Source organism: Gilliamella sp. B14448G11 (assembly GCF_016101765.1).
GTDB classification, from domain to species: Bacteria; Pseudomonadota; Gammaproteobacteria; order Enterobacterales; family Orbaceae; genus Gilliamella; species Gilliamella apicola_N.
The window spans coordinates 37,096-50,738 of sequence record NZ_JACFPX010000013.1 but is presented as its reverse complement, the minus strand read 5'-3'; the positions used below and the strand labels follow the sequence as shown (position 1 = coordinate 50,738).

Here is a 13,643-nt window from a genome sequence, read left to right as displayed (position 1 = left end):
TTATCGACAATTAGAATTTATAGTTTTGGGATATTTTTAATCATTTCTACACGCATTAGAAAATCATAAAGTGGAACTAGCTGTTTAAATCCTTTTGCCAATTTTTTAGGTAGTTCACCATTCAGCACATCTTCAATATGGTTGCTTGTTACCATCACAGCTAAATTTCTTCGGTTATACCATGTCGCTATCTTTTCGTCTTGCTCTTTAATTAAAGGGCGTTTATAGCTTTCACCAACCAATTCAAATGGCTTTTTAACGCAGCATGTCATTTCGAGAAATTTATTCGTATCATTAAGAATTTCTTCTCGGAAGATATCCATTGTCTGTTTGGAAGGACAGTAATAACCAAGTCCATATTGATAACTACTTGGACTTATTTCAAAAAAGTAAGCAGGTGCTTCTTTCCAATCACGATTGGGGCGTTTAAAGGTTAGCCACAAACGGCTTCGATAAAGCGATTTGTCATTGGAAAACCGCGTATCACGATGAATACGTGATATTGTTTTACCAATCGCTGGGCGCGTTTCAAACCATTCATCAATTTTAAGCATATCTGGCGTTAGTTGTTCGACCAATAAGCGAAAAGGGTTAACTAAATCGTTATCATAAATTGCTCGGTGCTCTTCAAACCAAGGTTTGCTATTATTGATCCAAGCATCTTGTAGAAAATTAAGCCCTGCTTGCGTAAAACCAGTAAAGTTTGCCATAGCTTACTCCTTAAATAATGCTCTTACTTTTTCTAAATCTTCTTGTGTATCTACACCAATTGCTGGAGATTGTTTTGCAACTGCCACATGAATTTTTTCACCATACCAAAGTACCCGTAATTGTTCTAACATTTCAATCTGCTCAAGTGATGATGGCGCCCAGTTGATATATTGGCGAATAAAACCAGCACGATAAGCATAAATACCGATATGACGAAGATAAAAATCACCAATGCTTGATTGTTTCAGTAAATCGGTTGATTTAGCAAATCGATCTCGCTCCCAAGGTATCGTTGCACGAGAAAAATACAACGCATAACCATCTTTATCAGTCACAACTTTTACTGCTCCAGGATTAAAGGCCTCTTCAGCTGAATCAATAGGTACGGCTAATGTTGCCATGCCTGTTTTATATTGCACTAGGTTTTTAGCCACCTGATCGATAATAACGGGTGGAATTAATGGTTCATCGCCCTGCACATTAACAATTATTTCATCGTCTGCGAATTGATAACGATTAATCACCTCCGCTAAACGTTCAGTGCCAGAATTATGTTTATCACTAGTGAGAATCACTTCACCCTCATAGGCTTTGACAACATCAAATACTTGCTGATGATCAGTAGCAATAATTACACGATGAGCTGAAGATTTTTGTGCTTGCTCCATTACGCGCACAATCATTGGTTTACCATGGATATCTGCCAGTGGCTTAGCGGGTAAACGACTTGAAGCATACCTAGCAGGAATAATAACTGAAAATTTCATAACTAAAGCCTTATATCTTTTTTATTCTTCAATAGATTGTGTTTGTTTGATTGGTTGAGCTTCTGATTCAAGCAACACTGGAATCTTATCTTTAATTGCAAAAACAAGATTATCGGCTTGGCAGATTAGTTGTTGATGTTCTGCATCATACTGCAATTGTCCATGACATTTAGGGCAAGCAAGCGCACTTAATAGAATTTGTTTCATTTTTTATTCTCTTTGAGATTTGGTTTTATCTAATAATACACAGATCTGATCAATGGCTGGTTTGGGTATCACCGCATCTATAGGCAAATACCACCAATTGGGTTGAGCAAACTGCTGACATTTAACGGCATCTTTTTCAGTCATTAAAAGTGTCTGCTCACTACTAACAACATTATTTAATAATGATAAGGTAAATTTTTGATGATCGGCAAATGCGACGGTTTTGTTTAAATCAGCTTTCATATTCATCAGCATATCAAAAAATCTTTTCGGATTACTAATACCCGCAACGGCACAAATATTTGATAACGAAGATAACTCTTTTTTTTCTTTAGTGAGCAAATTTATCACATATTTCGGTACTAATTGCATAGTGTAAGTTTTATCAGGATATTGCTGGGTCAAATTATTGATACTATCACCATTTACAATGATTAAATCAACTGATTTTAACCGATTTTGTCTCTCTCTCATTGGGCCGGCTGGCATCCACCAACCATTACCAAATAATCGTTTACCATCCACGACAACAACTTCAATATCTCTTGCTAATGCATAATGTTGCAAACCATCATCCGTTAAAATTACATCTAATTGATTTTGTTCCAATAATACTTTAACAGCTTGGCATCGATTAGGCGAGACAGCTACAGGGGCACGGGTTCGTTGATAAATAAGTACAGGTTCATCGCCTGCTTGGTCGGTTGTTGTTGTGTCATCTAAAATAAGCGGATAGTTTTCAGCCTTACCTCCATATCCACGTGAGACAAGACCAACTTTCAATCCTTTTGCCTGTAACGCTTCAATCAAACTAATAGCCAATGGTGTTTTACCATTACCGCCTACAGATAAATTACCAATAATAATGATTGGTACCGGTGACTGCCAAGATTTAAAAATACCAATTTTATATAAAAAACGACGAACAAACGCAATTAAACCATATAATAGAGAAAATGGTATTAGTAACCAAAATAACCGATTTTTACCATACCAAAGTTTTTCAATCATCACGTTAATATCACTCAATTATGTTTAGTCTTGTTTTTATACCTGTTAGATATAGCATTTACAAGATTAATTGCTTATAGCAAAAGATAAGCTATTTTACTCATAAATCGGTAAACTACCAAACCAATCATGATACCATCTTGGATTAATTTCACTGCGCATGGTTTTTAATCTCCACTGTTGATTATCAAAAATCAGACTGATTTGACCTGTTTTAGCGGTAACATAGTAATCTATGTGTAAATCTTGATATCGTGCTATGACTTTATGTGATGGTAACTTCCATGGATTATATCGAGAAGTTGAAATTAATGCTTTTACTGGTTTAACATGATTTAAAAAAGCATAACTAGATGAAGTACTACTGCCATGATGAGGAATTTGCAATATGGTTGATGCTAACTGATTTCGATATTTAGTGACTAATTGATATTCTTGATTGCGTTCTAAATCCCCAGTCAAAAGTACAGAAAAATGCCCATCGGTCACCTGAACCACACACGAATCTGCATTTTGAGCATATTTAACTAATTGAGTTGGCCATAGCACATTAACAGACAAACTATTCCATAGAATAGTGTTACCTGCTAAACATTGGTAATGGTTATCTAATGCTAAAGATGAACTCATTAGCCAAGCATTAGGATAACGACTTTGCAGTAAACCTAAACCACCTATATGGTCATTATGCTGGTGGCTGATGATGATTCCTTCCAAATTCAAATTATGCCATCGTAAAAAAGGGAGAATAATCCGCTCTGCTGCGGAGCTTTTTTCCCATTTAGCCCCCGTATCAAACAAAATTGCTGATTTACCATTATGAATCACAATTGCTAACCCATGCCCAACATCAAGCATATCTAAACGCCAATAATCCTCTTGCTGTTTAAAAAGGGGGGGGCAAAGTATCATTAAAATGATTAATAAGGTGAACCCAAAACGTCGCCATAATTCGGTACGTACAATAACAAAAGCTAGCCAACCGAAAATACTTAATAGATAAAAATCTGAGGAAATATCAAGCCATACCAGATTTAATTTATCTAAACAAACAAATAACCATTCAAGCGATTTATTAGCGATAAACCAACACCATGAAGCAAGATGAGTACAATGGCTAACACTAAAGAACAGGGCAAAAATAATCAAGGGCAAAGTCAATAATGTAATAACAGGAATAGCAATTAAGTTTGTTAACAAAGATACCAAACTGATACCTTGAAAGATAATCAATTGAATCGGTAACATTAATAAGATTAAACCAAATTGTAAATGTAATAATCTTATCCAATACCAGCGTTTCTTATTATTTATAACTTTAGGTAGAGGTAGCCAGTCAGATAAAAAAATTAAGCTCGTTACTGCATAACAAGATAGCCAAAAACTTTCTGATAAAATCATTAGCGGATCAAAAAGTAATAATAACGCAACGATACGGTTTAATTTTTGCCAAGCACTGATTTGACTGTTTTTAAAACGTAAATATATCCATATAGATAATGCTAACATGGCTCGTAATGCAGGAGGATTAAGTCCTGTTAACCATGCATAAAATAGTGCAGCTAGCCATGCTATTATGATTGGGATGAAAAAGTAGATAAAACGCTGAGGAATAAAAAACATCAAAATTTTTAATAAAGTACAACAAAGTCCAAAAACCAATAAAATGTGCATACCTGATATAGCCATTAGATGGGCAACACCTGTTTGCATCATAATAATTCGATGCTCATCAACCATTTGACTACGATCACCAAAAGCTAATGCGAGTAAAATACCTCGATAAGTAAATCGATCAATGTAAGGTAACGAATGATCAGCGATTAGCTGCCGAATACTTAAATTATCTTCAAGTAACTCAGCCTGAATTAATTTTGCTGATAGAAGGCTACGATTAGCTATGGCATAACGTTGGCTATCAAATCCTCCTTCATTTAAATAACCATGTACTACTTTTGTTTTTAAGGTTAATTGCCAAATTTGTCCTGCTTTTGGTTTAATTTGTTCATCCCAATATACCGATATTGTTACCTTAGGATATAAAAAAGATTGAGAATCGTCATTGATTGCAATTTTTACATAATAAAGATCGGTTGGCGAAGTAGAAACACGAGTGTTTATACTTTCAACTCTTGCTTTTACCACAATCGTTTTGTCGATATATGGCTCAATTTTTATTAAATATTGTTTAGAATACGCTACGGACCATAAAAAACTAATAGAAAATACAGTAATAACAGTAATATAGTTTTGAAATTTAGATGGAGCAATTAAAATCACAATAATCAATATCAACGTTATCATATACCATTGATCGTCACAGAGCAGTGAAGGTAAAAACATCAATGGCAAACAGCCTAACGAAAAGATGATTGCCAATAAATCAAGTGATAATCGTCGCATAAACCTAACAAGATTCATTTTATAGAGCAGTCAACTTATCATATGATTAATTGATCAGAATAATCTATCTTGAAATTTTGAAGTTAGCTTCCAATTTATTAATGAGGTGAGAATAATTTTAGGATAATAAGTTTATTTGATAGTTTATTGTGGAATATTGTTATTTATCAGAGCAACAGTGACGTTGACTTGATAAACCAGCGAATTGCAATCTTAAGAAAAGATTTTTAGTAGTAAGGTAAGTAAATTATTGATGCCAAGATTAAATCGCAGTGAAATAAAAAGCCTTTGATCGAAATCAAAGGCTTTATGAATGATAATATTTAAATATTATGCTTTAGCAGCATTATTTACTCTTTCACGTAACTCTTTACCTGGTTTAAAGTGTGGAATATATTTGTGTTTAACTTCAACATTACCACCAGTTCTAGGATTTCTTGCTTTACGTGGGGCTCGGTAATTCAAACTGAAACTACCAAAACCTCGAATTTCAACACGATCATTACTTTCCATAGCCAACGCGATCTGTTCGATAATATCTCTCACAGCATCATCAACTAGCTGCACGGGAAGGTGTGCCCGCCAGTTGGCTATTTTTTCTGCTAAATCTGATCTGTTCATGGTCACTCCTAATTAATTTTTGCGCGGCATAAAATCAATTCATTTTATACTACAAAAGAAAAAGAGGGCAAGCCCTCTTTACTCTTTACATAAACATTTTTTACTCAGTTTTTGATGCTGCTTTAAATGCTTCCGCCATTGCGTTAGTAAATGATGCATCTTCTTGAGTAGTTGTGTTATTTACCGCTGCAAGTGCTTCTTTTTCGTCAGCTTCATCTTTAGCACGAATTGATAACGAAATAGCACGAGTTTTACGATCGATATTAACAATCTTAGCTTCAACTTCATCACCAGCTTTTAATGCAGTAGTTGCATCTTCAATACGTTCACGAGAGATATCTTGTGCTTTTAAGTAGCCTTCAATACCTTCTGCGATTTCGATAGTTGCACCTTTAGCATCAACTGCAGTCACAGTACCTTTAACGATTGTGCCTTTTTTGTAGTTAGCTGCAAAGCTACTGAATGGATCGTCTTCAAGTTGTTTAATACCTAAAGAGATACGTTCACGTTCTGCGTCAACTTGTAACACAACCGCTTCGATATCATCACCTTTCTTGTAAGATTTAACTGCTTCTTCGCCAGGCATATTCCAAGAAATATCTGAAAGATGAACTAAACCATCAATACCACCATCTAAACCGATGAAGATACCGAAATCAGTGATTGATTTGATCTTACCGCTAACTTTATCACCTTTATTGTGTGACTCAGCAAATTGTAACCATGGATTTGGTTTACATTGTTTAAGACCTAGAGAGATACGACGACGTTCTTCATCAATTTCAAGAACAACAACTTCAACCACGTCACCTAAGCTAACAACTTTAGATGGGTGAATGTTTTTGTTTGTCCAATCCATTTCAGAAACGTGTACTAAACCTTCAACACCCGTTTCGATTTCAACAAAACAACCGTAATCAGTTAAGTTAGTTACTTTACCAGTTACTTTAGTACCTTCTGGATAACGTTTAGCAATTGATACCCATGGATCTTCGCCTAATTGTTTTAAGCCTAGAGATACACGTGAACGATCTTTGTCAAATTTAAGTACTTTAACAAGTAATTCTTGACCCACTTCAACCACTTCACTTGGATGTTTAACACGTTTCCAAGCCATATCAGTGATATGAAGTAAACCATCAACACCGCCAAGATCAACGAATGCACCATAGTCAGTAAGGTTTTTGATAATACCTTTAACTTCTGAACCTTCTTGTAGATTTTCAAGAAGTTGTTCTCTTTCTGCACTGTTTTCAGATTCAATAACAGCACGACGTGAAACAACTACGTTGTTACGTTTTTGGTCTAATTTGATAACTTTTAATTCGATTTCTCTGTTTTCAATATGAGAAGTATCGCGTAATGGACGAACATCAACAAGCGAACCAGGTAGGAACGCGCGAACGCCATTAAGATCAACCGTAAAGCCACCTTTAACTTTACCATTGATAACACCTAAAACTGTTGCAGCATCTTCAACTGCTTTTTCTAGTGTTAGCCACGCTTCGTGACGTTTAGCTTTTTCACGAGATAAGATTGTTTCGCCAAAGCCATCTTCAATTGAGTCAAGAACGACATCAACTACGTCGCCAACTTGAACTTCTAATTCGCCTTGGGCATTTTTAAACTGCTCTACTGGAATGGCTGATTCAGATTTTAAACCAGCATCAACTAAAACAACATCTTTGTCGATTGCAACGACAGTACCACGGATCATATTACCAGAACGAGTGTCTAGTTGATTTAAAGACTCTTCAAAGAGTTGAGCAAAAGATTCAGTCATATTTATATACTTTAAGTTAAAATTAACGTCCACATTACATCGTGTCTTGTGGGGTTGTTGGTGATACTCCATACATCCTTATATTGGAGCGAGTTCCACGCTGTAAGCAAATTTACAACGCAAGTTCTTTATTTATATACTTAATAGATTGATTGAAAACATCTTGAATAGATAGGGATGTGGTATCAATTATTAAAGCATCATCCGCAGGCTTAAGTGGCGCAACAGTTCGATTTCGATCGCGCTCATCACGCGCAGTTATCTCCTGCAAAATTTCGGCGAATTTAACATGATTTTGCTTATCTTGCAACTGTTTCATTCTTCTTTCTGCGCGGGACTCTGCACTCGCATCCAAAAATATCTTAACTGGCGCATCTTTAAACACTACAGTACCCATATCTCGACCGTCAGCAATCAGTCCCGGTGCTTGTCTAAAGTCTCGTTGGCGTTGTAATAAAGCAGTTCGAACACTATTTATTGCAGCAACTTTTGAGGCAGCTCCCCCTGTAAGTTCTGTGCGAATATCTTTTGACACATCAACATTATTTAACAAAATTTTTACTTCAATGCCTGTCGTATCAAATGTCAATGGTAAATTAAGCGCTAATTGGGCAAGCTTTTGTTCGTCATCAAGAGCAATATTTTGGTTAAGCGCCGAAAGTGCAAGCACACGATAAATTGCTCCAGAATCCAAAAGATGCCATTTAAAATGATTTGCCAATGCTTGACATAATGTGCCCTTACCAACACCACTTGGCCCATCAACTGCAATAACAGGAACAGATTTATTCATTTTATTCTACACTTAATCGTTTAAATTGTTCAAAATAATCAGGAAAAGTTTTCATTGTACATTTAGGATCTAATATGGTTACTGGCGTATCAGATAATGCAACTAATGAAAAACACATTGCAATGCGGTGATCGTTATAAGTTTTTATCTCAGCATGAGTTAATTTAGCGGGTGGTTCGATAGTAATAAAGTCTTTACCCTCTTCAACCGTAGCACCAACTTTTCTTAATTCAGTTGCCATCGCATATAAACGATCAGTTTCTTTAACTCGCCAATTATAAATATTGCGAATTGTTGTTGGTCCTTTCGCAAACAGTGCCGTTGTTGCAATAGTCATTGCTGCATCAGGAATATGATTCATATCCATATCAATGCCATTTAACTCACAACGAGTGCATTCAATATAGTCATCAGCCCAAGTGATTTTAGCGCCCATTTTTTCAAGTACATGGGCAAATTGAGTATCGCCTTGTAAACTTTTTTTACCAATACCTGTAACACGCACCGTACCGCCTTTAATTGCAGCAGCGGCTAAAAAATAAGAAGCGGACGAAGCATCGCCTTCAACTAAATAATTAACTGGAGATTGATAACTTTGGTTGGCTTTAATTGTAAATTTTTGATAATGATGATTGGTCACTGTGACACCAAAAATTGCCATCATCTTAATCGTAATATCAATATAAGGCTTAGAAACTAAATCCCCGACTATCGTGATTTCAGTATCATTTGGCGCCAATGGTGAAGCCATTAATAAAGCGGTTAAAAATTGGCTAGAAACCGAACCATCAACCTGAATATTACCACCAGTAAAACCGCCTTGAATATGAAGTGGTGGATAACCTTCATTTTCAAGATAATCAATTTTAGCACCACCTTGACGGAGCGAATCAACTAAATGACCAATTGGACGCTCTTTCATGCGTGGCTCACCCGTTAGTACAATATTATTATTGCCTAAAGATAGAGCCGCAGCGAGTGGTCGCATTGCTGTACCTGCATTTCCAAGAAAAAGTTCTAAGGCATGCGTCGAATGTAACATACCGCCTACACCTTCAACATCACAAATGGTTCGATCATGCGACAACTGATATTTCACACCCAAAGCCGCCAAAGCATCAAGCATGTAGCGAACATCGTCACTATCAAGTAAGTTGGTTAAACGTGTATTCCCCTTACTTAGAGCGGATAATAGTAATGCACGATTAGACACACTTTTAGAACCGGGTAAATTAATGGTGCCGTTAAATTTTTTTATTGGTTGTAATGTTAGGGATAACATAATGGCTCTCTTAAATATTTTTGTATTCTTTAAAATTTATCTAATGTTGTTTTTAGCAAATCAATTGCATGCTCATCTTTGGCACTATTTTGCCATAATTTATCAAATAAGGAACGATGATGTTTAATGGCATCATGCGAAGAAGTAATTGAAGCAATACCCGTCGTTACATTTGGCAATTCACCCAAACGAAAAGGACTCATTGCAAGTGAAATTGGCTCACCATTTTGATAAAAAATTTGAAAAGCAATTGATGGAATAGCTTCTTGTGTGATAGCAATGGTTGGCGCATAAGATTGTTGCTCAATGAGTTCAATCAAATGATAAACTTCTTTACGAGCAAGCAGCATTCTTTCAGACTTTTTACCTGGCGAAATAGTTAAGTTGCCTACTAAACCGATATGTAAAAAACGCTCAACATTACGTAAGCTAATTAAATTAATAACTTTAGGAATTGATTGGTGAAACTGTGTTTTACGGTGTCTTAAAATTGACAAAATCATTGCATATTTTTGCGGATCGATTGACTCGCTAGACTCTTCTAGCATCATAGCTAAATGGTTAAGATAATTCGGTGAAGTTAATAAAAATGAGAAAGGATCGAAATGAGAATAAATATGAGTTGATTGCTCTTCAAGCTGTCGCATTCTTTCAAAAAATCCTTCACCACTTGAATAATATTCAGTATCGATTCCAAGTAAACTCGCAAAAGAAGTATTGAGTAAAGAGGCCAACCGCTCTAAAGTTTCTATCTTAACAATTTCACCTTTCTCTAACCGATAGACAGCTGCTCGTGAAATTTTAAGATTTTTTGCAACATCTTCCGCTTTTAGCGAAGCCGCAATTCGATATGCGCGCAATCGCTGACCTATAGCACAATAATCAATCGTTCCAGTAATCATAATACACTCAAAACATTGGGATTTTGGCAGTGTATCACATGGTGATAACAATGCCAATTTTTGTGAATATCTTTCAGTCTTAACCCGTTTTTATGTTTATTTTTAAAACATAAATTAGTTTAATAGAACTTCTTGTAAAGATGTTACATTTTTATATTCAGTAAATTCTGAAATGGCTTCGGGTTGTGTTGCATCAGCTTCGCGTTTACCTAAAACTTGTGACGCTAACACCAAGCCTTTTGGTTCCATAACTGAACGATGATAAAAATCAATAAGATCTTGCTTGGTGATTTTCTTCACTTGCTCAATTTTTTTTCTTAATGAATCAAACGTTAAACGGTTATTGCGATAATCAGGTAAATACCGGTTTAATTCTTCATCTAAAGTTTGCGGTGGCATAGTTAATTCATCAAGTACCGCTTTTTTATATTGATCAATATCATCTTTAGATAATGCATGCAATTTACTTGATATTACAGGATAAAATTCTTTATAACGTTTAAATAAATAAGCTGGATCATACTGGTTACTTTGCACAATAAAGCTCATTCCTATGGAATCACCTATTGTCATAGGAGCCGCAAATACCGCATAACCTAATTGTTCATTAGTACGTATTTGATCATAAAACCATGGGGATATGATTTTAGTCAAGGTATAACTCAACATCCCACTACTAATCCTATCATAGCCTGTTGGAATATAACCCATTATTAAAGCATTATCAGTACTCTTAGCTTGTTGAGTAATTTTGGCATCCAGTGAATTTTTGATATTAATATTTTCATTCGGTGTATATTCAACATCCTTTACTAACGTTTTTTGGATGGAGTTATAAAGATCTAAAGAGTTCTCGTTAGATAAATTACCCAAACTAATCATGTATGGCACAGAGCGAGAGAGTAAATTATCACGATAATCGACAATATCTGCAATAGTAATATTGGCAGTAATTTGACGTCGTTCATCTCGTTCATAATAACGTGGTAACACCGATAACGCATTAATCGGTTGTACAGCTAGCCAATAACTTCTAGCATGATCGGCATTATCAAGTCTTTGCAGATACCAAGATTTTGCTAAAGCTAAAGTTTGTTCATCAATAGTTACATTGCGATAACTATTAAGAACGGATGTAACCATTTTTGGTAAATGTTGGCTAAAACCACTTGCTGAGATCATCAGACCATTATCGCTTTGAGTGGATAATGAAATTCCGGCTACCGCAGCTTGAAATTGTAAATTACTTAAACTTCGGTTCGCAATATAGTCAAGTAACTCAAAGGCGACATCTGCTTTGGCTGAATCAAAAGCTTGATTGTTACGCAATGAAACCACAATAGCAGCTTTAGGTTCATTTTTAAAATATTGGCTAACAAAATGGATATGATTACCACGTTTACTAAGCTTAGTGGGTTGAGCTTGATCATAATTTTGTTTCGCTATCGAGAAATCATCAGGAATATAAGGATTCAATTCCGGCAAAGTGAAAATAAAACTTTTACCTAACTTTGACCAGCTGTCTTTTTGTTCGCTGGTGATATTTTCAATTTTATAAGGTGCCTCGACAAAATAAGCTGTTTTATCAGTAGTTTGATCCGGTGCAATCACCCAAACTCGAATATTATCAGGCGTTAAACTTTTTAAGCGAGCAATTATTGCTGCTTTATCAAAATTAGTTGCAACATAATCGGAATTTAAAATATTTTCCACTGGATATAACAACATCTGATCGGATAGCCACTCTACATAAGACATATCTCGTTCTATATCTTCATATTTAAATTGTAATGCTAAAACTTTTCTAAGCTCATCATAATAGGCATCGGAAACACCTTGCTCTTGAATTAATTGTAAATAATTGAAAATAGCACCAATCACTTTGTCTTTCTGAGCAAGTCCTTCATCAGTTAAACTCACATTTATACTAAACGTTCCACTATTACCGTAACGAATAGAATCATAAGTTGAACTTATGCCTTCAATTAAACCTTGTTTTTTCAATTGGTCTGATAAGGTATTTTGACTGCTATTGCTGATCAAATAATTGATATATTCATCCGTTTTATCGGCAAATTTAGCCAAATTACTTTCCATTGGAAATTGTAAAAACAGTAATTTTTTCGGTTGAGCCGGTACCATAGATATTTGTTTGCTTAGCACATTTGGAGTTAATGCGGGTTTATCCACTTTAGGAGCAATAATATTTTTGTTCGGGATTCTGCCAAAGGTTGTTTCTGCTAATTTAGTCAATTTATTGATAGATTGATTACTATAAATCACCCCTACCATAATATTGGATGAATAATAATCTTTATGAAAAGCCACTAAAGCATCTTGAAGTTTACTAGTTGGTTTATCACTTAATGTTTCTAAGTTACCACCTGCAAATTGCGCTGCTGGATGATCAGGATTAATGGTTTCCGCATTAACTTGCCGGATTCTAAAACCATCATTTGATCTGGCCATAGTCATTTCAGCATTAACCGCATTGCGTTCTTTATCTGCAAAATTAGAATCTAATTTAGGCTCCGCTATAGCATCGGCTAAATAATCTATCGCAGTATCTAACGCACTGTTTTCAACTTCAAAATAAAAAGCGGTACGATGCGCAGCAGTACTGGCATTATAGCTACCTGCATGGCGGTTTAAAAATTCGGAGAAACTGGAGGGTTCAGGATACTTTTTCGATCCCATCAGTACCATATGTTCTGTATAGTGAGCTAATCCTTGCTGATCTTTGGGATCTTGCAGTGAACCTACTGGTAATGCTAAAGATCCTAACGATTTTGCTGCTTTAGGATCGGAAACCAACAGTACGCGCATCTGATTTGCTAATTCAATTACCTCGTATTGGCGTTTATCGCGATCACTTTGTTGTATTTTTTCTAAAAGAACAGGGAAAGAAATTTTGTTTTCAATTGCAAAAGATGAATTAAAAATTAAAAACACTGATACTATAAAAAAAATAATTTTTATCTTATCCATATAATCTTCGCCTAATAAAAAAATAACATTATAGTCTTTTTTTAATAAATTAGGGAGAAAAACAAACATTGTTTGAATGCTAAAATTTCTTTACAAAAAATAACCAGTGATGAATATCTTTTGTTGAAAAATCATACTATAATTCAATCACTACCGTTGGATAAGTAATCTTAAC

Annotated in this window: 11 protein-coding genes; all 11 read right to left on the bottom strand. The window is 35.2% G+C overall.

The window, feature by feature from the left end; all coding sequences use genetic code 11:
• Window positions 1-17 precede the first annotated feature (17 nt).
• The gene (locus H3S88_RS09380) at window positions 18-710 is read right to left on the bottom strand and encodes a DUF2461 domain-containing protein (protein ID WP_198228704.1); all 693 of its coding nucleotides are present in this window, start codon (window positions 708-710) and stop codon (window positions 18-20) included.
• 3 nt (window positions 711-713) lie between these two features.
• Window positions 714-1,478: a 3-deoxy-manno-octulosonate cytidylyltransferase gene (kdsB, locus tag H3S88_RS09375; protein ID WP_198228705.1), complete on the bottom strand. Its 765-nt coding sequence runs from the start codon at window positions 1,476-1,478 to the stop codon at window positions 714-716.
• Between the two features lie 21 nt (window positions 1,479-1,499).
• Window positions 1,500-1,685 carry a Trm112 family protein gene (locus tag H3S88_RS09370; protein ID WP_065737363.1) on the bottom strand — a complete coding sequence of 62 codons (186 nt, stop codon included), beginning with the start codon at window positions 1,683-1,685 and terminating at the stop codon, window positions 1,500-1,502.
• 3 nt (window positions 1,686-1,688) lie between these two features.
• Window positions 1,689-2,696, bottom strand: coding sequence for a tetraacyldisaccharide 4'-kinase (lpxK, locus tag H3S88_RS09365; protein WP_198228740.1), 1,008 nt, complete (start codon window positions 2,694-2,696; stop codon window positions 1,689-1,691).
• 96 nt (window positions 2,697-2,792) lie between these two features.
• Complete coding sequence (locus H3S88_RS09360; RefSeq protein ID WP_198228706.1) at window positions 2,793-5,099, bottom strand: DNA internalization-related competence protein ComEC/Rec2; 2,307 nt, start codon at window positions 5,097-5,099, stop codon at window positions 2,793-2,795.
• Between the two features lie 330 nt (window positions 5,100-5,429).
• Window positions 5,430-5,720 (bottom strand): integration host factor subunit beta, encoded by a 291-nt coding sequence (gene ihfB / locus H3S88_RS09355; RefSeq protein WP_025315113.1) that lies wholly within the window; start codon window positions 5,718-5,720, stop codon window positions 5,430-5,432.
• A 100-nt stretch (window positions 5,721-5,820) separates the two neighbouring features.
• Window positions 5,821-7,503: a 30S ribosomal protein S1 gene (gene rpsA, locus H3S88_RS09350; RefSeq protein WP_086326142.1), complete on the bottom strand. Its 1,683-nt coding sequence runs from the start codon at window positions 7,501-7,503 to the stop codon at window positions 5,821-5,823.
• Window positions 7,504-7,615: 112 nt separating this feature from the next.
• Complete coding sequence (cmk, locus tag H3S88_RS09345; protein WP_198228707.1) at window positions 7,616-8,296, bottom strand: (d)CMP kinase; 681 nt, start codon at window positions 8,294-8,296, stop codon at window positions 7,616-7,618.
• A gap of 1 nt (window position 8,297) precedes the next feature.
• Entirely contained in the window at window positions 8,298-9,578 is a 1,281-nt protein-coding gene (gene aroA / locus H3S88_RS09340; protein WP_198228708.1) for a 3-phosphoshikimate 1-carboxyvinyltransferase, read from the bottom strand.
• Window positions 9,579-9,607: 29 nt separating this feature from the next.
• Window positions 9,608-10,480, bottom strand: coding sequence for a helix-turn-helix transcriptional regulator (locus tag H3S88_RS09335; protein WP_198228709.1), 873 nt, complete (start codon window positions 10,478-10,480; stop codon window positions 9,608-9,610).
• A gap of 114 nt (window positions 10,481-10,594) precedes the next feature.
• Window positions 10,595-13,468, bottom strand: a complete 2,874-nt coding sequence (gene ptrA, locus H3S88_RS09330; RefSeq protein WP_198228710.1) for a pitrilysin — start codon at window positions 13,466-13,468, stop codon at window positions 10,595-10,597.
• Window positions 13,469-13,643: the final 175 nt, after the last annotated feature.